This window comes from Aliiroseovarius sp. S1339 (assembly GCF_023195695.1).
Classification (GTDB): domain Bacteria; phylum Pseudomonadota; class Alphaproteobacteria; order Rhodobacterales; family Rhodobacteraceae; genus Aliiroseovarius.
The window spans coordinates 70,913-96,192 of sequence record NZ_JALPQG010000010.1 but is presented as its reverse complement, the minus strand read 5'-3'; the positions used below and the strand labels follow the sequence as shown (position 1 = coordinate 96,192).

12 protein-coding genes are annotated in these 25,280 nt (G+C 61.6%); 7 read left to right on the top strand and 5 right to left on the bottom strand.

From position 1 onward, the window contains the following. Nucleotides 1-3: 3 nt before the first annotated feature. The 3 genes from MUY35_RS14890 (at nucleotide 4) to MUY35_RS14880 (ending at nucleotide 3,102) form a co-directional block, all read left to right on the top strand. Entirely contained in the window at nucleotides 4-963 is a 960-nt protein-coding gene (locus MUY35_RS14890) for a phosphatase PAP2 family protein (RefSeq protein ID WP_248369965.1), read from the top strand. Between the two features lie 14 nt (nucleotides 964-977). Beyond that, complete coding sequence (locus MUY35_RS14885; protein WP_248369964.1) at nucleotides 978-2,534, top strand: S8 family serine peptidase; 1,557 nt, start codon at nucleotides 978-980, stop codon at nucleotides 2,532-2,534. A 310-nt stretch (nucleotides 2,535-2,844) separates the two neighbouring features. Further along, nucleotides 2,845-3,102 carry a hypothetical protein gene (locus MUY35_RS14880; RefSeq protein ID WP_248369963.1) on the top strand — a complete coding sequence of 86 codons (258 nt, stop codon included), beginning with the start codon at nucleotides 2,845-2,847 and terminating at the stop codon, nucleotides 3,100-3,102. Nucleotides 3,103-3,220: 118 nt separating this feature from the next. On the opposite strand, the gene MUY35_RS14875 is transcribed toward MUY35_RS14880, so the two are convergent. Then, on the bottom strand, nucleotides 3,221-3,985 hold the full coding sequence (locus tag MUY35_RS14875; protein WP_248369962.1) for an NAD(P)-binding domain-containing protein: 765 nt from the start codon (nucleotides 3,983-3,985) through the stop codon (nucleotides 3,221-3,223). Continuing rightward, complete coding sequence (locus tag MUY35_RS14870; RefSeq protein WP_248369961.1) at nucleotides 3,982-4,998, bottom strand: glyceraldehyde 3-phosphate dehydrogenase NAD-binding domain-containing protein; 1,017 nt, start codon at nucleotides 4,996-4,998, stop codon at nucleotides 3,982-3,984. Before MUY35_RS14870 ends, MUY35_RS14875 begins: the two co-directional genes overlap by 4 nt. 21 nt (nucleotides 4,999-5,019) lie before the next feature. Between MUY35_RS14870 and MUY35_RS14865 the strand changes: the two genes are divergently transcribed. The 4 genes from MUY35_RS14865 to MUY35_RS14850 are packed head-to-tail and all read left to right on the top strand — an operon-like array spanning nucleotide 5,020 to nucleotide 9,365. Next, nucleotides 5,020-5,826, top strand: a complete 807-nt coding sequence (locus tag MUY35_RS14865) for a CDP-alcohol phosphatidyltransferase family protein (protein ID WP_348984516.1) — start codon at nucleotides 5,020-5,022, stop codon at nucleotides 5,824-5,826. Beyond that, nucleotides 5,823-7,028, top strand: coding sequence for an ABC transporter substrate-binding protein (locus MUY35_RS14860; protein WP_248369960.1), 1,206 nt, complete (start codon nucleotides 5,823-5,825; stop codon nucleotides 7,026-7,028). Before MUY35_RS14865 ends, MUY35_RS14860 begins: the two co-directional genes overlap by 4 nt. 8 nt (nucleotides 7,029-7,036) lie before the next feature. Continuing rightward, complete coding sequence (locus MUY35_RS14855) at nucleotides 7,037-8,740, top strand: ABC transporter permease subunit (protein ID WP_248369959.1); 1,704 nt, start codon at nucleotides 7,037-7,039, stop codon at nucleotides 8,738-8,740. Next, entirely contained in the window at nucleotides 8,733-9,365 is a 633-nt protein-coding gene (locus tag MUY35_RS14850) for an ATP-binding cassette domain-containing protein (protein ID WP_248369958.1), read from the top strand. The genes MUY35_RS14855 and MUY35_RS14850 overlap by 8 nt, the downstream gene beginning before the upstream one ends. On the opposite strand, the gene MUY35_RS14845 is transcribed toward MUY35_RS14850, so the two are convergent. The 3 genes from MUY35_RS14845 to MUY35_RS14835 are packed head-to-tail and all read right to left on the bottom strand — an operon-like array spanning nucleotide 9,362 to nucleotide 25,178. Then, a complete protein-coding gene (locus tag MUY35_RS14845) occupies nucleotides 9,362-10,150 on the bottom strand; it encodes an aspartate dehydrogenase (protein WP_248370002.1) in 789 nt (262 codons plus the stop codon). The genes MUY35_RS14850 and MUY35_RS14845 overlap by 4 nt on opposite strands. Before the next feature lie 32 nt (nucleotides 10,151-10,182). Next, the gene (locus MUY35_RS14840) at nucleotides 10,183-13,593 is read right to left on the bottom strand and encodes a DUF481 domain-containing protein (protein ID WP_248369957.1); all 3,411 of its coding nucleotides are present in this window, start codon (nucleotides 13,591-13,593) and stop codon (nucleotides 10,183-10,185) included. 29 nt (nucleotides 13,594-13,622) lie between these two features. Beyond that, complete coding sequence (locus MUY35_RS14835; protein ID WP_248369956.1) at nucleotides 13,623-25,178, bottom strand: hypothetical protein; 11,556 nt, start codon at nucleotides 25,176-25,178, stop codon at nucleotides 13,623-13,625. Nucleotides 25,179-25,280 lie beyond the last annotated feature (102 nt).

Here is a 25,280-nt window from a genome sequence, read left to right as displayed (position 1 = left end):
ACCATGAAAGACCGGGCCGACACGACCCATGAATGTGGCTCTATTGCAGAGTTTCTGAGCCTCAGCCAGATCACTGTGGGCCCGAACGGCCTGCAGTTTGACGATGCCACCGACAAGATCGCCGAGGTGTCCGTGCAACAACGCATCGGCGCGCAAGGGGCGGGCGGCGTCAGCGCTGTGCGGATGGTGTTGAACAAATCTGCCTTCAACAAATCGGCGCTGAACAAAAATAAGAATAAAAACAAGAACAAGAATAAAAACAAAAATAAGAACAAGCTTCAGGCCCCCAGCGCCCAAGGCGGCAGCGGCACCTTGATGCCAACCGACGCCCTGTTGCGCCTGCACCGTGCCGGGGCTGCTGACCAAGGCACGCGCCTGCCTGATGAATGGACCAACGTGATCCTGCCGCCCCCGCCCGGCCCCGATCACAGCCGCATGGAAACCCAGCTTTTGCTGGCGATGCAGCGCAATATCGACGAACGCAAACTGCGCATCCCCGATATTATACAGGAAGCCACGCTTGACCTGACCGCCTTCACCCGCCCGCTTGGCATTGACGGGCTGGCCGGGTTCGAAAACACCGAGGCGCTGTTTTTGGAACTGCTGACCGTCACCGAATATGTCGGGTTGTATTATAAGGGTCTATTCGGGCGGCTCAGGCCCAATCAGGTTGAACCGCGCCTGCGCCCCGTTTTGGCGAACCCCGCGCACGAGGCGTATCCCAGCAACCATTCCTTCCAATGTCACACGCTCGCCTTCGCGTTCAACACGATCCTGCCCGAACATCCTGCGACGCAGGTTTTGTCCGAGGCCGCGCTGAACGTGGCGCAGAACCGCGAATGGGCCGGGCTGCATTATCCCAGTGACACCGCCGCCGGCCAGCTTCTGGCCAAACGGTTTGCGCCCTTGTTCGCAGACGCCTTTGCGGACCGCTTTCAGGCGGTTCAGCAGGAATGGATCTGAGGGGGGATGAGGTCATGAACAAGACAGTTTCAAAATGTATCGAAGCCGAGCATGTGGAAGAGAACAACTACTACTATCTATGGCACCTTGTATCGTTGGGGGTGATCACGCCGGACGCTGCCAGAACCGGCTTTGCCGATACGTTGTGGGACATGCTGGGCACGAAGGCCGAAGCTGATCCCTCCACCGTGGTTCTGATCGACGTCGGGTGCAGCTTTTCGCACCCCAATCTGAAAGACCGGGTAGACCGCGCCCGCTCGCTCGATTTCACCTGCTCACCTTATGGCTCGCGGCTGGCGACAGGCACGGACGGCGATCAAAAGAACTTCGCCGGGCTGAATGTCGACGATCTGCACCTTGATGGCCTTTTGGCGGACGAGGTCGTCATCTTCGACGAAGTGGTCCAGCATCTGGCCGACAGCACCGGCGAATTGCGCCCCCATGGCGACTCCGAGGCCAAGTTTGCCTCGCACGGGACCGCCGTCAGCGGGCTGATCGTGGGCGGGCCGGAACATTGCTGCGACCCGGACGATAAACCCTCAACCGGGGTAATCCCTTATTTCGGGGTCGATCCGTTTTCCAACTTGATTTCGCTGCGCACGGGGTTTGACAACGACCCGCTGCAATTCATCGCAGCCCTGCTTTATGCGTGGACCCAGAAGCCTGACGTGATCGTCATGCCGCGCGGATTGCCGGACCCCGAAGCCTCGGTGATTTCGCCAAAAGACGACTTCAAGGCGGAACTGCAAAGCTGGGCCAATCACGAGGCCGCCGACCTTCTGCACCGGATCGCTGTATTGCAGGCGAACGCATCGCCCCATGACCCCACCGCGCCGCAATTGTCACAAACCGGACGCCACCTGTGGCGCGTGGTGCGGGCGCTGTTCATCGCGATCAGCAAACATGTTCCCATTGTCTGCGCCTCCGGTAACGAAGGCGAAAGCCAACTTCTGTTCCCCGCCAGCCTGGCCAACCGCGAAAACGGCATCATCGCCGTGGGCGCAGTGTCGGGTCAGGGATATCGGTCGGGTTATGCCAATTACGGCGACGGGCTAACGCTGGTCGCCCCGTCTGATGATATGGAGGTCTTCAACCGCCACCAACTACGCGAAACGCCCAAGCGGCTGGACAAGATCAACTATCTGAAACCAGAAACTGCGATGGCGGTACCTCACAGCAAGAAGGCGTTGCTTAGCACCGATATTGCCGGAAGTTACGGCTACGACGGGGCGGATGCGGGCGACATGGATCTTCCGGGCGAGGCCGCGAAAAGCGGGTTTTACACCCAGTTTGGCGGCACCTCGGGCGCGTCAGCCCTTGTTGGTGGCGTGGTCGCGCTGGTGCGCCGGGCCGAACGGCTGTCGAAATCACGGACGGGTCTGCGCGACGGATGTGACGTGAAAGCGTTGCTGATCGAAACCGCGCGCCGCGATATGCCGATGATGGGGGCGGTGCTGCCGTTGAAATCTGACAGCATGAATGCCAGCAATGAAGACGCAGACGCGTTTGGCACCTTCTTTGGCGCAGGCCTGATTGATGCCAAGGCAGCGGTGACGGCCGCCTTAAGCTGACCCTCTGCCCAGACCAAATCGCCGCCGGGTCCCGCGCCCCGGCGGCTTTTTCTTGCGCCCAACACGCTGAATTCACGCAAACCCACCCTTTAGACACGCTTTATAACGCAACATTCACGCCGCCTTTTCGCCGCGTTTATGCCGCTACGGCATAGTACAAGGGCGTACTGAGTTGCCAGTCTGGCGAATACCATTTTCATCACCAGATCCTTTGCAAACCCAGGCTGGCTTCTCAGTTCGCACCAGAACACAGACCCGAAACCCAGAGATGACAAACCAAAAACCAAGCTGATTGCCGAAGGGGATGACGATGCAAAAACTGGACCCGAAGCTGAAAGACCGGATGGAGAGCTTTTCGCGAAATTCTCATCCCGTGCTGATTTCCTGCACCGAAGACAGCACGCCTTTGATGGACCATCTGAACAAGAACGGCGTCATGGTCGATGACAACCTGATCGAGATTCAGTTGCTTGTCGCCGACCTGACCTCGCACCAGATCGAGGATCTTCTTCGCCACGACACGGTCACAAAAATTGCATTGGACGACGACGCAAGCGTTGTCCTGTGATCTGCACTGCGGGGGTGTAGCTGGCTATGCCGGTGCCGGTGGGCCGCACGACGCAGATCAAAAAACGGGTCGGTTCCTCCCACCGACCCGTTTTTAATTTTTTAGGGCTTATGCAAGTCTAGTCCGCCAACCCGAGACGCGGTTTCAATGCGTCCAGCCCGGTGGTCAGATCTTGAATGGTCCCGGCGTCGCGCATATGGGCACGCAGCGTGGCATTTAGCCCGCCTTCAGTTGCCAAACTGTCCAACAAATCGCTGAACGAGGTTTCGGGGTTTTCCGCCATACTGCGCAGGAAGCCTGCGAAAACGGTGGCAACATACTGTTCGGCCGCTTTCGGGTCGCCAGTCAGCGCGGCCAACCACCCTGCCCCCGCCCGCATTTGATCAAGGACCGGCGAGGCAAGCGCTGACGCTCCAAAATGCGCGTTCAGCGCAGCCTCGTCCCGGCAGGGGATAATCATGTCCGTGTCGCCAAACAACGCGCGCAGCGCCGCACTGTCAGGATAGACCGGCAAGGCCGACCCGCCCACGGCGATTGAGGCCAAGGGGATCGTGACCGCAATATCGCGCGCCGGAGCACACAGCGCCGACAAATCGCCCAGTGAGGCATCAACCATCACCGAAATCACGCTGTGATCCGCACGAAACGGCAAACCCGGCAGAACGTCGCGCGCAACATCGGCCAGAAGGCACAAAAAGACCACATCGCTGTCGGCGACCACCTGTTCGTTGGGCGCAATGGTGACATCAGTGGATTGCGCCGCCAGCGCCGCAGCCATGCCAGAGTTGCGTTCCGACACCGTGATCTGATGCCCCTGCCCGATCAGGCCGGTGACCATGGCCGCCGCGATCTCTCCTGTGCCGACAAATCCGATGCGCGTCATTCTTGCGTCCCATCTTTGTTGGCAATCATCCGCGCCACATCCAGCATCCGGTGCGAAAAGCCCCATTCGTTGTCATACCAACCGAAAACGCGCAAAAGCCCGCCTCCAGAAACCGAGGTCTCAGGCCCCGACAACACAAGGCTTTCGGGCCGCATCCGCAGGTCACTGGACACCAGCGGCTCGTCGGTCCAGCCCAGCACATGGCCAGTTGCGGCGGCTTTCAGGATATCGCCCGCCGCGTCCACTGACACTTCGCGCCGGGTGCGCACGGTCAGATCAATTGCTGAAACACTGGCGGTCGGCACCCGGATCGCCCGCGCTTCGATACGGCCCGCCAGATGGGGCAACACCTCGCCGACCAGTTCATGCGCGCTGGTGGTGGTTGGCACCATCGACAAGGCCGCCGCCCGCGACCGCGCAGGATCGGCACGCGGCTTGTCCACCGTCGGCTGACTGCCGGTGTAACAATGCACCGTGGTCATATGCCCGCCGATCACGCCCAGCTCGTCATCCAACAGCTTCAGCAAAGGTGCCAGCGCGTTGGTGGTGCAGGATGCGTTCGACACGATCTTCTGCCCGGTCAGCTTATCCTCGTTCGCACCCAGAACGATTGTCACGTCCGCCTCGTTCGACGGGCCGGAAATCAACACATTGCGCGCGCCGGCCTGAAGCCCGCGTTCCGCCACCGCCCGCTTGCCCGCCATGCCGGTGCATTCCAGCACCACGTCCACATCCGACAGGTCCATCGTGCTGATGTCGGATAGGCCATGAAACGGGATCACCGTGCCATTGATCGACAACCCGCCCTCGACCGGCTCAACCTGACCCGCAAAGGGGCCGAACACGCTGTCGTATTTGAACAGATAGGCGCAGGTGTCCAAGGATTCGATGTCATTGATGAACGCGACCTCGAAATCCGACGGCGTCACGGACAGGATGCGCAGGATCGAGCGGCCAATGCGGCCAAAGCCGTTCAAACCGATACGGATTTTTCTGCTGGAAGCGGGGGACATCAGAACCTCGTCGATTGGGTGATGGGTTTACAGAACGCGAAAGCGGGGTCAGGTGCAAGGGTCGAAAAGGCGCGCGCGCGCAATGACATCCTCTCACGATTTCGTAAGCCGGATGGACGGATGGGGGCGTTCCGGTCCACATATCCAAACAAGCAATTCCCGCGCGACTGCGGGGAGGGGAAAGGGCCGCAGATGCTGGACGCCTATGCACGCAAACTGATCGACCCGCCGCTGAACGTGGCCGGGCGCGGACTGGCACGTCTGGGCATCGGCGCAAATTCAGTGACGCTGGCTGGCTTGGGTTTCGGGTTGGCAGCGGCTGTGGCGATCGCATCGGGTGCTTTTGCGGTGGGTTTGTGCCTGATCCTGCTGTCCCGACTGGCCGATGGGCTGGACGGCGCAGTGGCGCGCGCAACGCACAAAACCGAGTTCGGCGGCTACCTTGATATCGCGTCGGATTTCTTTTTCTACGGTGCGGTGCCCTTCGGGTTCGTGCTGTTTGATCCGGCGGCCAACGGGGTCGCGGGGGCGTTCCTGCTGTTGTCCTTCTATGTGAACGGAGCCAGCTTTCTGGGCTATGCAATCCTCGCCGAGAAAAAGGGCATGGCTACCCGCGCGCAAGGCATCAAGTCGCTGTATTACTCCAACGGGCTGCTGGAGGGCACCGAGACGATCGCCTTCTTCGTCCTTCTCTGCCTTCTGCCAACATATTTCGCGCCGCTCGCCTACCTGTTTGGCATGCTGTGTTTTGCCACCGCCACCTTACGCGTCTGGGGCGCGTATCAGGCATTCGCCATCCCCCCGTCCGACCAGAAAGAGACCTCATGAAACACCTTGCCCTTGCCGCCGGCCTCACCTTGGGCGCGCTGACGCACCCGGCCCTATCAGACCCTAATCCAGCCGATTGGGCGGGGGTCGAGGCCGAAGCCCACGGCCAAACCGTCTATTGGAACGCTTGGGGCGGGTCCCCCACGACGAATGCGTTCATCGACTGGGTGGGCGATCAGGTCAGCGGGCGGTTTGGCGTGACGCTGGAGCATGTGAAACTCACCGACACCGCCGACGCCGTCACCCGCGTGTTGTCGGAAAAGCAGGCAGGCAAGGATGATGACGGCGCGATTGATCTGATCTGGATCAACGGGGCCAATTTCGCGTCGATGAAGGAAAACGGGCTGCTGTTCGGCCCCTTCGCGGAAGACCTGCCCAACTGGCAATATGTCGATGTCGAAGGCAAAACCGTGCGCACTGACTTCACCGTTCCTGTCGAGGGTTATGAGGCCCCATGGGCCATGGCGCAGGTCGTGTTCATGTATGACACGGCGGATATTTCGACCCCCCTGCCCTCGGCCGCTGAAATTCTTGACTGGTCCAAGGCCAACCCCGGCCGCTTCACCTATCCTCAGCCGCCCGATTTCCTTGGCACTACCTTTCTGAAACAAATGCTGGTTGAACTGGTGGATGATCCCGCCGCGCTGGCCGCCCCCGTGTCCGACAACACCTACGCCACCGTCACCGCGCCGCTGTGGGACTTCCTCGAAGACCTCACCCCGACCCTATGGCGCCAAGGCCGCGCCTATTCCGCCAACGGGCCGCGCCAGATCCAGCTGATGAATGATGGCGAGATCGACCTGGCGATCAGCTTTTCACCGTCCGAAGCCTCGACCGCCATAGCCAACTACGAACTGCCCGCCACCGTGCGCACATTCGTCCTGAAAAAAGGCACCATTGGCAACGCGTCCTTCGTGGCGATCCCCTATAATTCAGGCTCTAAAGCGGGTGCGATGGTCGTCGCCAATTTCCTGATGTCGCCCATGGCACAAGCCCATGCGCAAGACCCCGAGGTGTTGGGCTATGGCACCGTCCTGCATGTCGGTGCCCTGCCGCCCGAGGATCGCGCGCAATTCGACGCGCTGGACCTTGGCATCGCCACCTTGACACCCCAGCAACTGGGCGATGTGCAGGACGAACCGCACCCCAGCTGGATGACCCGCATTTCTGATGACTGGCAGACCCGATACGGCGTGCAATAGACCCTGATATGGCCCAATCCCGCAGATTTCCCCGCCTGCCTCTGTTTCCGGCGCTGACCGTTCTGGTGCTGTTGGGGCCTGTTGCGGCAGGGCTGTGGGGCACCTTGCTGCCAGCCTTTGGCCACCTGCCTGCCGCGGGGCTGTCCGGCCCATCGCTGGACGCCTTCCGCGCGCTCATCGACTGGCCCGGCTTTGGTCCAGCGGTGCGGCTGTCTGTGACAACGGGGCTGGCCGCTGCGATCCTGTCGCTGGCGATCACCGCGCTGATCCTCGCAGGCTGGGCAGGCACACGCGGCTTTCGCGTCCTTGAGCGCTTGCTGTCGCCCTTCCTGTCCGTCCCCCACGCCGCCGCGGCCTTTGGGCTGGCCTTCCTGATCGCCCCGTCAGGCTGGATCGCGCGCCTGTTTTCCCCGTGGCTCACCGGCTGGGACCGCCCACCCGACGTACTGATCCTGAACGACCCTTTGGGCATCGCCCTGACCCTTGGCATGGTGATGAAAGAGGTGCCGTTCTTGCTGCTCATGTCCATCGCCGCCCTTGGGCAAATCGACGGACGCCGCCGCATGGCGCTCAGCCAAAGCATGGGCTACGGCCGCATGTCCGCATGGATGTTCGCCATCTACCCGGCGGTCTATGCCCGCATCCGCCTGCCCGTGCTGGTGGTGCTGACATGGTCCATGTCGGTGGTGGATGTGGCGGTGATCCTTGGCCCATCGACGCCCCCGACCCTATCGGTGCAGATCGTGCGCTGGATGTCGGACCCGGACCTTGCCTTCCGCCTTCAAGCTGCCGCTGCTGCACTGGTGCAACTGGCGCTGGTCATCGGTGCCGTCGGGTTGTGGTTCGCAGGTGAAAAACTGGTCGCCCACCTTGCCTGCAGGCGCATTGAGATGGGCCACCGCGGCCATTACGACCGCCCCCTGCGGCTCACAGGTTTTGCCCTTGGCACCGCGATCTCGGTCGCGCTTCTGTTGGGGCTTCTTAGCCTCGCCATCTGGTCCTTCGCCGGGTTCTGGACTTTCCCCGATCTGCTCCCCGACCAATTCACTGCCCGCAACTGGATTCGTCACAAATCCGGCGGTTTAGACGCTCTTTTTGAAACCATTCTGATTGCCGGGGTCGCCGGCGCCATCGGCATGATGCTGACCATCGGCTGTCTTGAAACCGAAAACCGCCGCAACCTGCGCCTGACTCAGCGCGGTATGTGGCTGATCTATCTGCCCCTGATCGTGCCACAAACCGCGTTTCTGCCGGGGCTGCAAACGCTGTTTCTAGGCTTTGGGCTGGATATGGGCCGCGCACCGGTGGTGCTGGCGCATCTGGTGTTCGTCCTGCCCTATCTGCGCCTGTCGCTTGAAGGGCCATGGCAGGCATGGGACCCGCGCCAGGCCACCGTCGCCGCCGCCCTTGGTGCCAGCCCCAATCGGGTGTTGTGGCGCATCCGTCTGCCGATGCTGCTGGCACCTCTTCTGACCGCCATCGCAGTCGGCGTGGCGGTGTCGGTCGGGCAATACCTGCCCACGCTTTTGGTCGGTGGCGGGCGCATTGAAACCCTGACGACCGAAGCCGTCGCGCTGGCCTCAGGCGGTGATCGTCGTGCAATCGGGGTGTTTGGCCTGATGCAAACCGCCGCCGCTTTGGTGCCATTCGCGCTGGCTTTGGCCCTGCCCGCCCTGATATGGCGCAACCGAAAGGGGCTTTTGCATGGCTAAGGGATTGCACCTGAACAAGGTTAAGATCACCCATTCGGGCCAGCCCCTGATGTCGATCAACACCCATGTCGCCCCCGGCGAGGTTGTAACCATCATGGGGCCGTCTGGCGTGGGCAAATCTACCCTGCTTTCCGCCATAATAGGCACTCTTTCACCCGATTTCGCGCTGTCCGGGCAGATCCATCTGAACGGGCGCGACCTGACCACACTGCCGCCGGATGAGCGCTGTGTCGGCATCCTGTTTCAAGACGCGTTGCTGTTTCCGCACCTGAATGTAGGCGCGAACCTTGCCTTCGGGCTGGCGCAGGGCGGCACAAAAGCCGACCGTCGCGCGCGGATAAACGCGGCCCTGGCCGAGGTCGGGCTGGGCGGCTTCGCCAACCGCGACCCAGCCACCCTGTCTGGCGGGCAGCGCGCGCGTGTGGCCTTGATGCGGATGTTACTGTCGGAACCGCACGCGTTGTTGCTGGATGAACCATTTTCAGGTCTGGACGCAGAGCTACGCGGCCAAGTACGTCAACTGGTTTTCGACCACGCCAAGGCGCGCGCCCTTCCGGTGCTTTTGGTCACCCATGACGCCGAAGATGCCGAGGCGACAGGCGGGCCCATTATTCGGCTGGATTAGAGCCTGATCGGCCGGTTACGGTCGGCGATCATCTTGACCACGCTCATCGCCGCCAAAGCCGACGTGCGTGTGTTGTCGGGTAGCGTTTTGCCCAGAATGGTAAAGGTCAACTCTCCGAAATCGCCGCGCGCGGTGATTTCGTGGATATTCGCGTCTACATTCGGGTCCGCGATCAATTGAACACCCGTGTCATCAAATCCCAGACCGGCCAGCGCGACGGCGGCGGCGACATTGGCATTCTTGGGGTATTTCAACGCCGCCTCGCGCGCGGTGCCTTCAAAATGCACGGTCGCCTCAGACCCCGGATTGTCCAGATCCATCACGTCCTCAGCGGGCGACCCCTTCCACCCTTTGGGCGGCTTGCGACCCTTGTATGTCACCTCCTCCAGCTTGCCCACTTGCGCCGAGGCGATGGCATCCAGCCCACCAATCGCGCCGGTGGACAGATGCAACTGCGTGCCCCCTGCAACGGCTGCGTCCGTTAGTTCGCGGCGCAACGCATCATCGGCAAGCGCACCGATGGACACGGTCACAAGCGGAATACCGGCGCGCAAAATCTCGGCACCGTGCTCGCGCAAACCTGCGTGCCCTGCGCAATCAACCACCACATCTGCGCGCGCGTCTGAAAGTGAGGTCAGCGTCTCTATCCCTGCGCCCATCGCTTGTTTTGCGGCATCTTCGCGTCCCGGCCGCACGATGACGAATGCAATCTCGCCATCGATTTCCGGCAATTTTTGCGCCACATATTGCGCAATCGCGCCAAATCCAATGAAACCGACTTTGATCACGACCGAGGGTTCCCTATTGTCTTCTGCGTTCAGAACTTGGCGATCACATTGATGAACACGCCTTCGTCGTCGAAGGTCAGGTCGGTCAGATCGTCACTGAAACTGCCGAAATTATACCCGACACCAATCTTGGCGTTGTCCCCGATTTGACGATAGACGGCCCCAAGGAATGCGGTTTCCGACAGGCCCGCTTGCTTGGCTTCCAGATGGCGGGCTTCGAACAACAGGTCCCATTTGTGCACAAGGTGATAGCGGGCGTTCACGACCGCCAGACCTGCATCGTTTTGCTGAAAGGCGACGCCTGCACTGGGTGATGACACCGACTTGCGCAGCCCCAACTTGCCGCCGATCGTCCAGAACCGGTTCAGGTCATATTCCACATCTAGCGACAGAATATGGCTTTCCTGACGCTGACCGCGTTCACCGGTCTGGTCAACGATCTGCCCAAGCGAATCGTGGAAATAGCGATACTGGAACAGCATGTTCAGCCGGTCATGATCCACCGGTCTGAACGCATAGCCGAGCACCGCATCGGTATAGACGCCATTGTCCAGCGTGGGGCTGACGCTGTCCACATTGGTATGGTCGGCTGAGAAGACCAGACGGTGGCTTTCGTTAAACTTGTATTGCCCCGACGCCGCAACGCGCCACGCGTCCGCATCGCGGATCGTGCCCGCGCTGACGCCCCGGTCGCGACGGAATTCCGCCTTGGCCGCAAAGCTCAGCGCGTTGCCGTCGTCATACAGCACGCCCACGGAATAGGCATTGCGGTCATAGTCGCCTTCGGTCCTGTCATTTATGCGACCCGTCTCGAACCCCGCCGAAAAGCTGAGCGCTTCGTCATAGGCGTATTCGACGCCATACGCGCTGACCAGTGACCGGTGACGGCCAAAGATGTCATAGGTATTTTCTCCGTAAAGCTTGACTGAATCGCTGACCTGACGCTTGCCGCCAAGCACGAACCGCCCGCTGTCGGAGCCGTTCAGATCAATGCCTGTCAACTCTCGCCCGGGGTCAAGCTCATAGCCGAAATAGGCGCTGTCATAGCCATCGCTTTGGTAGGTCAGCAACAGTTTGCCGCCGATGCCAAGGGTGCCGTCGGACACTTCGCCTTCGACCGTCCAGTTTTCCGCAAAGCGCAGGCTGGCCCCGGCGCCGTACCGGTCATTGCGCAAAAGCCCGCCCGCGCGGTTTAACGTATGCTGGCCAAATATATGCCAGCTGAAGTCATCACTGACCTTATAGGTCAGACGCACCGCCGCATCGGTGCGCGTTCCGGTTTCATCCGCATCGCCACCGGGGGTGACTTGATCCAAATGCTCGACCCCGAAATCCAGCGTTATCCGCTCGGTTGCCTTGAAGGTCAGCTCTGCCCCGACCTCGGTCAATGTCTTGCCGGTGCTGTCCTTGTAGTCATCAGCGTAAAGGCGGAAGGCCAGCCGTTCGGTCGGTTCAACCTCCAGCGTGACGCCCCAAAGCTCTTCGTCATTGACGATCTGGTAGTCCAGCGTCGAAAAGCCCGCGCTGCGTTTTTCATAATAGCCGGTTGCGCGGCCGGGCATATCCACACCCAGATCGGCAAACTCGGCCTGTCCGCGCAGGCGCCATGCCTCGCCGGTGCCGCCCACGGTGCCAGCGGTGGTCGAGGTCGTCACGATCAACCCACCGTCCGAGCTGATCGACGAGCCAAAACCCGGTCCCTTGGTTTCGGCGTATTCGACCTCGACAAAGCTGTCTTCGCCGAATTGCAGACGCACATCGCCACCAATCGCGGTTTGGTCGGCAATATCGGTCTGTTCGACCATGCCGGTCAGGCCTACGCGCACGTTGTCGCTGACCCAGTTTTCCACCCGGCCACCATAAGAAACGCCGTCGATCTCAGTTGCGCTGGGGGTGTATTCATATTGCACAGCAAGGCGCAGAACCTGATCGCCGCCCGGTTCCGTGATCAGATTTCTTGACGTTCCAAAACCGCTCAGGGGCGCAGAAAGGGTGACGACGCCCTGGCTATAATCAATCTCGTAATCCACGCCATAGACAAGCTGCGTCGTGGCGATCACCCGCCCCGTGCGTTTGTCGCGCAGTTCGACCGAGACGGTTTCGGACCCAAGCGTCAGATCATCGCGCGTCAGAAAATAGATCGACCCACCGGTGCCGTCGAAATACTCGCGTCCCGGCAGACGATCAGGGCTGGCGGCATAGATTTCGGCGGCCAGACGGCTTTCGCCGTTGCGGGTTTGCGCCTGCGACCGATACAGCGCCTGCGCGCCATACAGCGTGCGTTCATTGCGCAGATAGGTGCTGTTTTCGATCTGGCTTTTGTAATTGCCCCACAGGATGTGGCTGCCATCCTTGGCCAGTTTCAGGTAAATCTTGCCATCCGACGGCGCACCGTCGATCAGCGTGCTGTCATCGCCATAGGTCGGATAGCCGTCTTCGATCAGCATCCGGCGTAAACGCGATTGCGGGTCTTTCTTGTCCAGCCCGCTGAACAGGTTCTTGAACTCGTCTTCGCCGGTGTCGATCCGCGCCGTCACATCCCAACCGGTCGCGGTCTTGCCGGTGACATAGCCCGCGATCCGCCCATAGCCATAGTCGCGATCAAACGAGCCACCTGCGGCCCCTACCCCACCCTGAAGCTTGCGCCCGAAGGTCAGGTCAATCAGCCCCGTCCCAAACCATTCGGTGTTGGGGATCGAGATTTCGCGTTCGATATACGCCGGTGCAGCCCCTGCAACACGCACGCCGACCGGGTGGTCACCGGGGGGCAGGATACGCTGAATGACGAAGCTGCCCGAACGGTCGGCTTTGACTTGTTCGCCAAGGGTTTGGACCGTGGCACCGGGGGCAACGCTGCTGCCGCTGACGGTCACGGCACCGCCACGCACGGGTATGCGGCGGCGCGCGGCATTGTCCACGCCCGCCTCGGCTTCGGTGGTTTCCGCGCTGCCGTCGGACAGCGGCGCAATGTTGATCGGATTGGTTTCATCGAAGCGTCCGAACTGGTCATAAACGCGGTGCACGACCAGAAGATCGCGTCCGTCCGGCATGGTGAAGCGCGCATCCCCATTGGGGGCGATCGGCGCCACCAGAACCGTGCGTGCGCCACCCAAGGCGCGCGGGTCAATCACCCGCAGCTCGGCACGGGTCACAAAAGCCGGATAGTTCAGCTCGCTGCGCACCGCGACGGTTTCACCAGCTTTGGGCGGTGTTTCGTTCAGCACCAGAAGCGTCAGGCGCGGCACCACACCAAGCCCGTCGAACTTGACCTGCACATCGGCGGCGGCAAGCGACTGGTCAATCTTTCGGGTCGCAGATTGCACCGCCGGATCGCCTGCGAATTGTTCGTCGTTGATGGTGATGCTGAACCCGTCCTGCGCGCGTGCAGTTCCAATCAGCGCCAGCACAAAAGCGCCGCAAGCCAAGGTGAATTTGGTCAATCGATACATCATCTTATACCTCACCGCGCTCATTGTTTGCGCACCACATTGGTGCCCACATCAAGGCGATATTTTCCGTGCCACTGGCGTTCAAGCACCTGCTTGACGGCCCTCAGACGTGCGCGTCCCGTGGCCGCATCTTCGCCCGCGCCAAGCACATAAGTCAGCTCGATCGCTGTCTCTTTGTCACTGATCTGGTTGACCAGTGCGCTCAGAGCTTGCCCAAGCCCCGCGCTTGGCTGCGTCGTTCCGTTGGCGAAGGCTGCACGGGTCAGATCGATATCGACCACATTGCCAATCGCGGCACCGAAATTCAGCTTGGCAATCTTGCCCGGTGTCAGGCGGATCACCCGCGGGTTTTCCGTGGTAACGCGATAGCCCGTGGGCAAGCTGCGCTTGTCGAGCTTCAGCATGAAGTTCGACCCGATCGTGCGGGGAAGTGCTGCACAGGGGACCGAGAAGCGGCCATAATCATCGGTCGTGATGATCGTGCCATTGGGCGACACCAGACGCACGTCGGGCAAGCCCGGCTCGGTCGTGTTGGGGCGTTCAATTGTCGGGGCAAGCTTGCCTTTGCTGCCGTCATAGATGTTGTCGTCAAGGATCGCCTCGGGCAACGTGCCGGGCCCATCCTGATAACCATTGCGGTTCTTGTCGTCGAACACCTTGCCGATCACATCCGAGCAATCGAACACATGTTCAGGCCGGATTTCGATATCGGCCATTGCGACATTCGACAGCACGTTTCCGTTCGCATCCTGCGCCCATGTGCGGTTGGTCAGCGTGCCGAAGTTGCCGCGCGATGCAATGCGGGCGGCAAAGGTGATCGTCACCTTCTCTGACGCGCTGAGTGTTTCGATCCAGCGCAACTGGCGGCCAGTCACGTTCGGCTCCACCGCCGCGTCGTTCACCCGTGCGGTGCCGGGGGTATACAGCAAGCCCGGCGGTAATTCGTCCACCAGACGCGTGTCGCGGAAGGTTGCGCCAGACATGTTCTCAAACGTCAGGGTGAAATTCACACTCTCGCCGAACACCGCAGTGTCGCGGTCTGCCGACTTGGTGGCGACGATCGGCACGCTGGGGCGGCAATCCATCAACGGGATGTTGTTGTTCAGAACCTCTGGGTCGCCCGCTTCGATGTCGAAGGTGAAATAGAACGGGTTTCCGCCCGCCGTATAGTCCGTCAGCGTCGATCCATCCGGGGTCGTCCCCGACCCGATCAGCGCCGGGTTGGCTGGCAACAGCGTGGTCATATCCAGCGTTCCGCCGGGCGTGCGCGTCGTTGACGGCGTGCCAATCGGCGGATAGGTCACCGCCAGCGTGTATGTCCCCGGCGCGGTGACAAAGAACTGATAGAACCCGTCCGTTCCGTCATCGGTGACGACAATCGGCCCGTTGGTCCCCACACCTGTTTGTGTGAATCCGCCACCCGAGATACTAACCTGACCGCCTGTCAGAACAGACCCATCCTGTTCGCAATAGAAATAGCCGGTCGGGTCGAAATCCTGATAATCCGGGGTGCCATCGCCATCATTGTCATTCGGCGTCAGCGGTCCCTGCCCGATGCTGGGCGTGGTCAACTGGGTCGAGGTCGCACTGGCCGTGTTCGGCGCAGTCGGGAAGCCGTTTGCGGTGGAATAGACCATGGTGATGGTGATCGTGCCGGTTTCGCCCGGCTCCAGCGTCGGATCGCCGGACAGAAGGGCTGTGTCGCCGACCCCATCAAAGGTTGCGCTGGCGGTGCCGTTGGTGAAATCCGCCGCTGTGGTCGTGACCGGATAGTCGGCAGACAACAGCGTTGCAGGCGCAAGGAACGTCACCAGATCGTCCACCACCTGAATGCCCGTCTGGGTGATGTTGCCGGTGTTCGTGACGGTGATGGTGAAGGTCGATTGCTCAACCGTGTGGAACAGGCGCGAGGGCGCTCCGGCGGTTTTCGTCACATCCAGCGCGGGTGCGGCGGCGATCGGTGTGACGGTCGGGTCATCCGTCCCTACCCCGTCATCATCGGACACATCCGAGGTCGATCCGCCAAGTGGCGTTGCGGCGCTTGCGGTGATCACGTTGATCACCCCGCCCTTGTTCACGTCATCCTGCGACAGAACATGGGACACGTCATAGGTCGCGGTCTCGCCCGGCAGCAATGTGCCAGCCGGTGACGGCGGCGTGCCATCCGCGCCGGTGAAGACCGGCGTCAGGGCGCGCGGGTCGGTCCCATCAATGGCGGTCAGTTGGTCCGCCAGCGCGATACCCGTCAGCGTCACGTTACCGGTGTTTTCAACCGTCACCTCGTAAACAACGGACTCACCTGCCGCTGTTCCGGCGGAGACTTCACGCTTGATGACCTCCATCCCCGGTGCGGGTGCGATCAGCATTTCGGTCGGGTCGTCGGTGTTATTGCCGTCAAGCGGATCATCGTCGGCTGACAGGTCGCTGACCGGAGAGTTGTCGGGCGACAGGCCGCTGACCACCGCGCTGTTGCGCAACCCGCCTGCGTCCACATCCGCTTGGGTCAGCGTGTGGGTCACGCGCCAAACCGCGTCCTCGGTTGGCGATAGCGTCGCGGGCACAGACAGTGGCGTGGCGGTGGCCGGGATCGGCGTGCCATCGGCGCGCAGAAGCGTGTCGCTCACGCTCAGGTCGGTCAGGTCCTGGTTGCCGGTGTTGGTCGCCGTAATCTCGAACACCACCTGATCGCCCGCGCGTGTGCCGGGGGTCAAAACGGCTTTCACAACAGTCAGTTGCGGGTCCACGACCACATCGAAGATGGTTGGATCATCGACCGTGTTGCCGTCGCTGTCATCGCCATCATCAGACACATCCGTCGCCTGCCCGCTGCCTGCGGGACCATCGGCGGTGACGGTGACCTGGTTAGACAGGCCTGCATGGTTCAGATCAATCTGGCGCAGCGTGACCGAGGCGGTGTAGGTCCAGACCTCGCCCACATCCAATTCACCGTCGCTGTCCAGATCGCTGGCCGGGTCCAGCGCAAAGGGCGCATCCAACGCAGTGACCGCACCCAGAAGCGACTGCATCTGGTCCACGACATTCACATTGCGCAGCGTGACGTTGCCGGTGTTCGCCACCGACAGGCTGTAATCCACCAGCCCGCCAACCACCGACTGCCCGCCCAGAACGACCTTCGTCGCCTCAAGCGCGGGGCCGCGGGCCGGGCCGGGGGTCGTCAACTCGACCATGTCAGTTACCGGGGTGTTGAACGGATCGGTCGCAGTGGTCGAAGCGTTGTTCACAACCTCGCCCGCATCGACCATGTCTTGGGTGACGGTCACATCAAAGCTGCACCCGCCCGTCGTCGCGCCCGGCGCAATCGAGGCGATCGTGCAAATCTGGCCACCGCCCATCGGGTCGGTCACTTCGACATTGGACAGGGTCACATTGCCGGTGTTGGTGACTGACAGTTGATAGGTCAGCGTGCTGCCAGCCGCACCAAAGGGCGAGGGCGAGGCGACCTTGGTCAGCTCTATCGCCGGGGCGGCGGCGGGCATCGGAATATCCAGCGTCGCAAAGGTGGTCACTGGCGCGCCTTGCGGGTTCTGCGCCGTGACATCAGCGCGGTTTGACAGGGTGCCGCTGTCGATATCCGCCTGCGTGACCGTATAGGGGAAGGTGCATTGCAGCGTTGTTCCACGCGCCAGTGTTGCTGTCGTGCAGGGAAGGCCGGGCACGAACGGATCGGAGATCGATACATTCGTCAGGGTTTGGTTGCCAGTGTTCTCGGCGATCAGCGTATAGGTCAGCGACTGCCCAACCGCCGTCACCGGCAAGGTTGCCGCCGTTTTGGTCAGCGTCAGATCGGGCACCAGGTCGCCATCCACCGTCACACTGTCCGGCGGGCTGACCACCGGTGTGTCACCAGGGCCATAGGTCGTTTCGGCGTAAGCCTCGTTAAAGACGAAACCACGATCCAGATCGGGCTGCGTCACGACGTAGTCACCGGTGCAGATCGCCTCTTCCCCAACTTGGAAATCGGGGTCGGTGGGCGGGTTTGGCGTCCAGCAGGTGATGTCGCCCAGAATGCTGTCGCGCACAATGATCGGTTCGATCAGGGTCCGGGTGCCGCTGTTGGTCACCACGAACTGATAGCCGATCACATCACCAACCTCTGAGAAGTCGGAACCTGCGACCAGTTGCTTGTCGATCGACAAGGCCGCGACGCCCTGGTCGGGAATGCTTTCAGACGTCAGGGGCGAGGTCGTGGTCGACGAACTGCCCGTCGCAAGGTTGGTCACCACACCCAGGAATACATCGGTCGAGGTGATGATATAGGTCGCGGTGCAGACCAGGTCATCCCCCGGCGCAAGCTCGTTCCCCGCAGGGACAGGACAGGTGATGTTGGCGGGGGCAATCAGGTTGTCGCTGATGCTGAACGGCCCAACCTGCGTCGTGTTGCCCGTGTTGGTCAGGGTATAGGTATAGCTCGCCGTGGCGCCGACAAAGAAGGCAGGACCAGCGATCGGATCAGCCACTTTCAGAAGGGTCAGCGCATCAGTCTGGCCGGCAGGCACCGTCACGCTGTCAGGTGCCGATATCGTCGCCCCGCTGGAGGCCGTTGCCGTATTGGTCACCGACCCGTTGTCGATATCGTCCTGCGTCACCGTGTAAGACCCGGCACAATTGAGCGTCGCAGTCGGGATCAACCCACCGGCTGGCAGCGGATCACAGGTGACACTGCCCCCCGCCCCGTCGATCAAATCATCCGCGATGGTGATCGGGTCGGTCAGGGTGACATTGCCATCATTGGTGACCACGAAGTCATAGTTGATCAGCTGGCCGACCGTGTCATAGGGGTTGGACGATCCCGCCCCAACCATCTTGACCATCGACAGCGCCGGGGTTTGCGTGATCAAAACCTCGGTCGGGTCATTGGTGGTGTTGCCGTCACCGTCGTCACCGTCATCGGACACATCAGTGATCGGCACGCCACTGGACGGGGTGCCGGTGACGGTCGCGCTGTTGCGCACGCCGCCGCCGTCAATATCCTCTTGGATCAGCGTATAGCGAACCTCGTAGCTGGCAACCTCGCCGGGCAACAGAGTGCCTGCGCCGGACCCTTGCGTTGACCCGACAAACGTCGGGGCCGAGGGCGTCAGCGGTGTGCCGTCCACCCGCGTCAGCGTGTCGGACTGAATGCCGGTGCTGGTCAGCGTCACGTTGCCGGTGTTCGTCACTTCGATCAGGAAGACGAGCTGACTGCCGACCACGCCAGTGCCGGAAGACAGGGTTTTCTGCCCCTCGATCCCCGGTGTCACGGCGATTGGCAAGACGGTCGGGTTGTCATCTCCATTGGCCGGGTTGCCGTCGTCGGACGCATCCGACACCAGCGCATTGCTGGGCGACTGGCCGCGCGCGGTGGCTTGGTTGCTAACGCCACCTGCGTCGATATCCGCCTGCGTCAGAACGTGTTGGAAGGAATAGGTCCATGCCTCGCCCACATCCAACACATTGGCCGTGCCAACATCGCCACTGACATATTGCGGCGGGGCGGCGGGGGTGATGGTCGATCCGTCAAGCCGTTGGAACACGTCGATCAGGCTGATATTGCTCAGATCCTGATTGCCCGAGTTGGTGACGGTGATGGTGAAGTCCAGTGTCTCGCCCGCCACGGGGGGCGAAGACAACCCACCGGTCGCCAGCGTCTTCAGCGCGGTGATCCCCGGCGTCGGGGCGGTGACCGGGATCGACAGCCCGTCGGTTTCGTCAACAGGGGGAAGCCCTGCAGGCGGTGTGGCCGCCAAGCTCGCCGTGTTGTCCAGCGATCCCTGCTGGTTCACGTCATCCTGCGTGACCGTATAGCTGGCCGTAAAGGTGATGCTGTCGCCCGGCGCAAGGGTATCCCAGCTGCCATTGGGGGCGGCATCCGTGCTGTCTCCAGCGGGTGCGACATCCGTATCAATCGCGTCTCCACCGACGCTCAGCGCCACGGTGCCAGCCGCGCTGGTGTGCTGGTCGCTGACCGCCACATCGGTCAGCGTCACATTGCCGGTGTTGGTCGCGCTATAGGTATAGGTGATCACATCGCCAACAGCCGCGCCTGACGTGATCGAGGCCGTTTTTGCGAAATCCACCGACGCAGTGCGGTTGGCGGGCAAGGTCACGGTGTCCGTCTCTGGCCCCGGCGAGGCAGGCAGCGGCACCTCGGGCGAGGAGACGCGCGCAATATTGGTCAGGCTGCCTGCGTTCAGGTCGGCCTGCGTCACTGTATAACTGCCGGTGCAGGTCAGATCGTCACCTGGTGCAAGTTCGCCTCCCGGCAGCGCGGGACACGTCACGCTGGCGATCTTGTCGTCCGCCACGACCGGCAAGGCGGTCAGCGTGATATTGCCCGTGTTGGTCACCAGATAGCTGTAATTAACCACCTGCCCAACGGATGCGATCTGCGCCGCATCTGCCGATTTGGCAAGCGAGAAGCTGGGCGCTTGATCCGGGCCGCGCACGAACACGTCGTCTTGCGCAGTGATCGGCGTGGCATCGGGTGTCACGTCATTGGCCGTGGCGCGCGCGATGTTGGTGAACCCGCCATAGGCCGGGGCCGCTCCGTTCACGGCATCCACGTCATCTTGCGTCACGGTATAGGTGAAGGTGCAAACGGTCAGCGCCTGCCCGACGGCTAGATCGCCCACCGTGCAGCTTGTGGGCGTCACGGGAAGGTCATCGGTGATCACCACATTTTCCAGCGACACGTTGCCCGTGTTGCGCGCCAGAACCGAGAAGGTGACGGTATCGCCTGCCTGCGTGAACACCGGCGTGCCGGGGGCCACTGCGGGCGTGACGGTTTTTTCCAACTCAAGCGCTGCGGTATTGTCCACCAGTGCAACAGTCACCTGCCCGTCGACCGACACCGTCGCCCCGGTGGGATCGGTGCCAGACACGTTTGCGATGTTGATCTTGCTTTGCGCATCAATGTCGCCTTGCGTCACGGTATAGTCACCAACGCATGTGATCGTCTCGGTCGGCAACAGGGTCACAGGCCCGGTGACGGTCGACCCAAGATGGGTGCAGGTCAGCGCGGCCACATCCGGGTCGCTCACTGCCGCGTTTGCGATGGTCTGGTTGCCGTCATTGGTCGCGGTGATGGTGAATTCGATCACATCACCCGCGGCGGCAGGTTGCGGGCCGTTCGAGATGGTCTTGGCAATCGACAGCGACGGATCGGTATCTGCCGGGACGGTCTTGGTCGCCTGCCCCGACAACACCAGCGTTTCATCCGGCGTGCCCGGCGCGAAAGTGGTCGACCCGACGGCGATGTTCGTCACCTCGCCCGCGTCCACGTCAGCTTGGGTGACGGTATACTGCGCGGTACAGGTCGCGGTTTCATTCACCCCAAACACACCACTGACCGACGCATCGTAACACACGAAAGGCGCGCCGATCTTGTCATCATCAATCGAGATGTCTTCCGACAGGGCGACGGTCGGACCGTTGGTGATTTCATAAGAATAGGTAATCACGTCGCCCGCTGCCGCAAAGGTCACATCGGTCGGGTCACTGTCCTTGGTCAACGAGATGGCAGGCGTCGCGCTGACCGGATAAATCGCATCATCAGACGGCGAGGTGACGGGGGTGCCGTTATAATCACCCGTCGCGGTGGCGACGTTGGTGACGGACCCAAAGCCCACATCGCCCGCAACCATCGTATAGGAACCGGTGCAGATGACGTTTTCGGTGGGCAGCAATTCTCCATTCGTCAACGGCGCACAGGTGATGCCCGTAGCCTTGTTGTCGGTGATGGTGATTGGCCCGTCGATGGTGACGTTGCCGGTGTTCGTCACCTCGAACTGATAGCTCAGCACGGTGCCTTCATCGAACACGTCCGGCGTGGCGGATAGCAGCGTTTTGTCAACCGTTAGCGCGGGGCTGGTCGAGGCATTGACCGTCAGCGTGTCGGTTGGCGACTGAACCGGGCTGCCACCCTGCGTTGTCGCAGCGGACGCGATATTGGTCACTGATCCCGCGTCCAGATCCTCCTGCGCGGCGGTCCAGACATGGGTGCAGGTCACGTTTGCGCCGGGCAAAAGCGGGCCGGTGCCGCAGGCCAGACCATTGCCGATCTGGTCGTCATCCACGGTGAACGGCCCATCCAAAGTGATGTTGCCGTCATTGGTGACGGTGAATTCATATGTCAGTTGATCGCCAACCGCCGCATAGGTCAGGGCTGATGAGGATGCCAACGCCTTGCCAAAGCTGATGGATGGCGTCGTGTCGGCCGGAACTGTCACACCGGACGGCCCATCGGTCGCGGTCACTGATGTTGGCCCGCCGGGGGTTACCGGCACAACCGGCTGGGTGACACTTGCGGTGGCCGCGTTCACGACCTGCCCTGCGTTCAGATCGTCTTGTGTGACCTGATAGCTGCCGGTGCAGGTGATGCTGGCGGTCGGCAAGATCGGTCCGGTTGGGCAACTGACAGGTCCCGTGCCCTGCCCTGCGATCAGGGGGTCGTCAATTGCGACCGGCGCGGTGATCGACACATTGCCGGTGTTGGTGACAAGAAATTCATAGGCCAGCACCTGCCCGACCGTATCAAACGGGTTGGGGCTGCCAGCGGCAAGGCTTTTCGCCAGGGTGATCGTTGGCGTTGCCGCAATATACACTTCGGTCGGGTCGTCGGTGGTGTTGCCGTCCCCATCATCGCCATCGTCCGAGACATCCGACACGGTCCCGCCACCCGGCACATCCGCCGTGCCGGTCACGGTGTTTTCAACCCCTCCCGCGTTGATGTCATCCTGCACCAGCGTATAAGTCGCCTGATATTCCCACGTCTCGCCGATATCGAGCGTGCCAGGCACACCCCCATCGCCGGAGCTGGGCGTACCGGGAACCGACAAGGTCAGCGTCGCGCCATCGCGCCGGGTTAGACTGTCATTCAGCGACACATTGGTCAGCGCGGTGTTGCCCGTATTGGCGACCTGAATGGTAAAGACGATCTGATCGCCCGCTGTGACCGGCGTGCTGAACCCAGAGGTATTCGCGGTCTTCTCGACATTGATGCCGGGCGCTGCGGTATAACCCGTGGTCGCCGTGCCGGGCGTAACGGGAGGCAAGCTGCCACTGACCGGCGTGCCGGTTGCGGTTGCGCTGTTGGCAATCGCCGTCGCCGTATCCGCCGCCGTGGTCAGCGCCACCACATCCGCCGCGACCAGAGTATAGGTCGCGGTGAAGGTCGCGGTGCCTGCGGGGGCCAGCGTCGCGCTGTCGCTGGTCGTCCAAACCAGATCAGCGCCCGCATGGGCGGCACCGTCAAAGGTCGGCCCCGTATCCACAGGGGCCACGCCCGAGATATCCACATTGCCGCTGTTCGTCACAACGACCTGATAGTCGACCGTGTCGCCAATCGCAGGCGGGTTGGACAGGTTGGTGGCAGGCACGGACTTCGCAACGCTCAACTCCGGCGCGGCGGTGTAGCCGGTCGTCGCGGTGCTGGGCGTCACCGGAGGCAAGGTGCCAGAGGTCGGCGTGCCGGTGCCCGTTGCGCTGTTGGCAATCGCATTGGTCGGGTCTGCTGCGCTGGTCAACGCAGCGACATCGGCGGCCACAAGCGTATAGGTCGCGAAGTAGGTCTTGGCCTGGCCCGGCACCAGCGTCGTGCTGCCAACCGTAAACCAGAACAGATCCGTCCCGGCATGAGCATTGCCGTCAAAGGTCGGCCCGGTATCGACCGGCGTTGCCCCGTCGATGTTTACGTTGCCGGTGTTGGTGACGACCACCTCATATTCAATCGTGTCGCCCGCAACGGGTGGGGTGGACAGGTTGTTGGCAGCGACACTTTTTGCCACGCTCATACCGGGGGCTGCGGTGTAACCTGTCGTCGCTGTGCTTGGCGTTACCGGCGGCAAACTGCCAGAGGTCGGCGTGCCGGTCGCACTTGCGCTGTTGGCAATCGCGCTGGTCGGATCCGCTGAGGCGGTCAGCGCGGTCACATCTGCCGCCACCAAAGTATAGGTCGCCGTGAACGTGGCCGAGGCGCCGGGTGCCAGCGTCGTGCTGTCACTGGTTGTCCAGATCAGGTCGGCACCCGCATGGGCGCTGCCGTCAATGGTCGGGCCGGTATCAATCGGGGCCACGCCAGACACATCCACGTTGCCGCTGTTGGTGATCACCACCTGATAGTCAATCGTGTCGCCCGCCGTTGGCGGTGTCGACAGGTTGGTGGCTGGCACGGACTTGGCAACACTCAAACCCGGCGCGGCGCTGTATCCGGTCGTGGCCGTGCTGGGCGTCACGGGGGGGAGCGTTCCGTTCGCAGGCGTGCCGGTTGCGGTCGCGCTGTTGGCTATTGCGTTCGTCGGATCGGCCGCGCTGGTCAGCGCCGCCACATCTGCCGCCACCAAGGTATAGGTCGCCGTGTACGTGGTCGTATCGCCCGGTGCCAGCGTCGTGCTGCCGCCCGCCACCCAGATCAGGTCGGCACCTGCATGGGCGCTTCCGTTAAAGGTCGGGCCGGTATCGACGGGCGCCACACCCGAGATGTCCACGTTGCCGGTATTCTCAACCACAACCTGATAGGCAATCGTGTCACCCACCGATGGTGGGTTTGACAGATTGGTCGCCGGGACGGTCTTGGTCACCTCCAGCGCGGGGGCGGGAACAAAGGTGTTGGTCAGAACGCAGGTCACATCCTCAGCATCCCCCAAAGCCAGACCATCCAGCGGATTGCTGTCCGCCCCGCCCGAACAGGTGGCCGTTAAGGCATAGTTCGGGTCATCGGTTTCTGAAATCGTGTATGTGCCAACCGGCACCGTGACATCGGTGACAGCGGCAGACCCGGTGACACCGCTGCCGGATGCTGTGCTGCCGTTTGTGTAAGACAAGGTGAAGTCACCCGGCACAGCGGACCCGCCAAGCGAGTTATCAACAACCTTCTCAAGTGTAAGCTCAGGTGAAATATCGACGGTGATGGACGCGAGCGAAAATTGAACACGCGCATTTCGTGCACCCTGAACATCATCCATGATGATCGAGAAAGATGTGGCCGGCGTATCCAACGTGAAAGTCGCAGACTCATTTGTCGGGTTATTACCGCTGGCGTTTGCCAAGAAGCTTCCGACGGCGCCCGAGGCGATCAATCGGCCGCGCTGATCTTCGGCGGCTGACAGCCAAGGGGGGCGCGGTCCGACCAGCGGGTAAATCTCGATGGTAGGTGAAGTCCATGTTCCCGGCACGTTTGCTGCAAAGGAATCCCGTGGCGCGGTGCCGTCCATATCGTCGATGTCTTCGAAGACAGCCCGATCCAGCAGAAACCCATTCGTCGTATAGGTCATAATCGCGGAACGGTTACAGGCGGAGCGGTTCTGACTGGGAAACAGCGTGATGCGGCCAGCACCGCTAATGCTGGCGCAAGACGTGTTTTGCGGTGAAACAGTGACTGTGATCGAGTTGCCGTTGCCGTCTTCAAGAATAGCGGTGAAATTGTTCGGAACAGATGTCAGCGTGAAGTCGGACGCATTCGCTTCGGCCGCAAAAGACGCGACCATGAAGATCGCCAGCACAGCGGTTTTGACTGCGGCTGCGGCGCGTATAATTGGTGTGATCAGTTTTTTTGCTCGACTGTTGCGATACTCGATCATCTGGTTACAACCTCAATACGACGCGCTCGGCATGTTGGAATTCTTGCGATCCCTGCTCAATTAAGAAATTGTTAATCAATAATGAATCACCAGACAACAGTC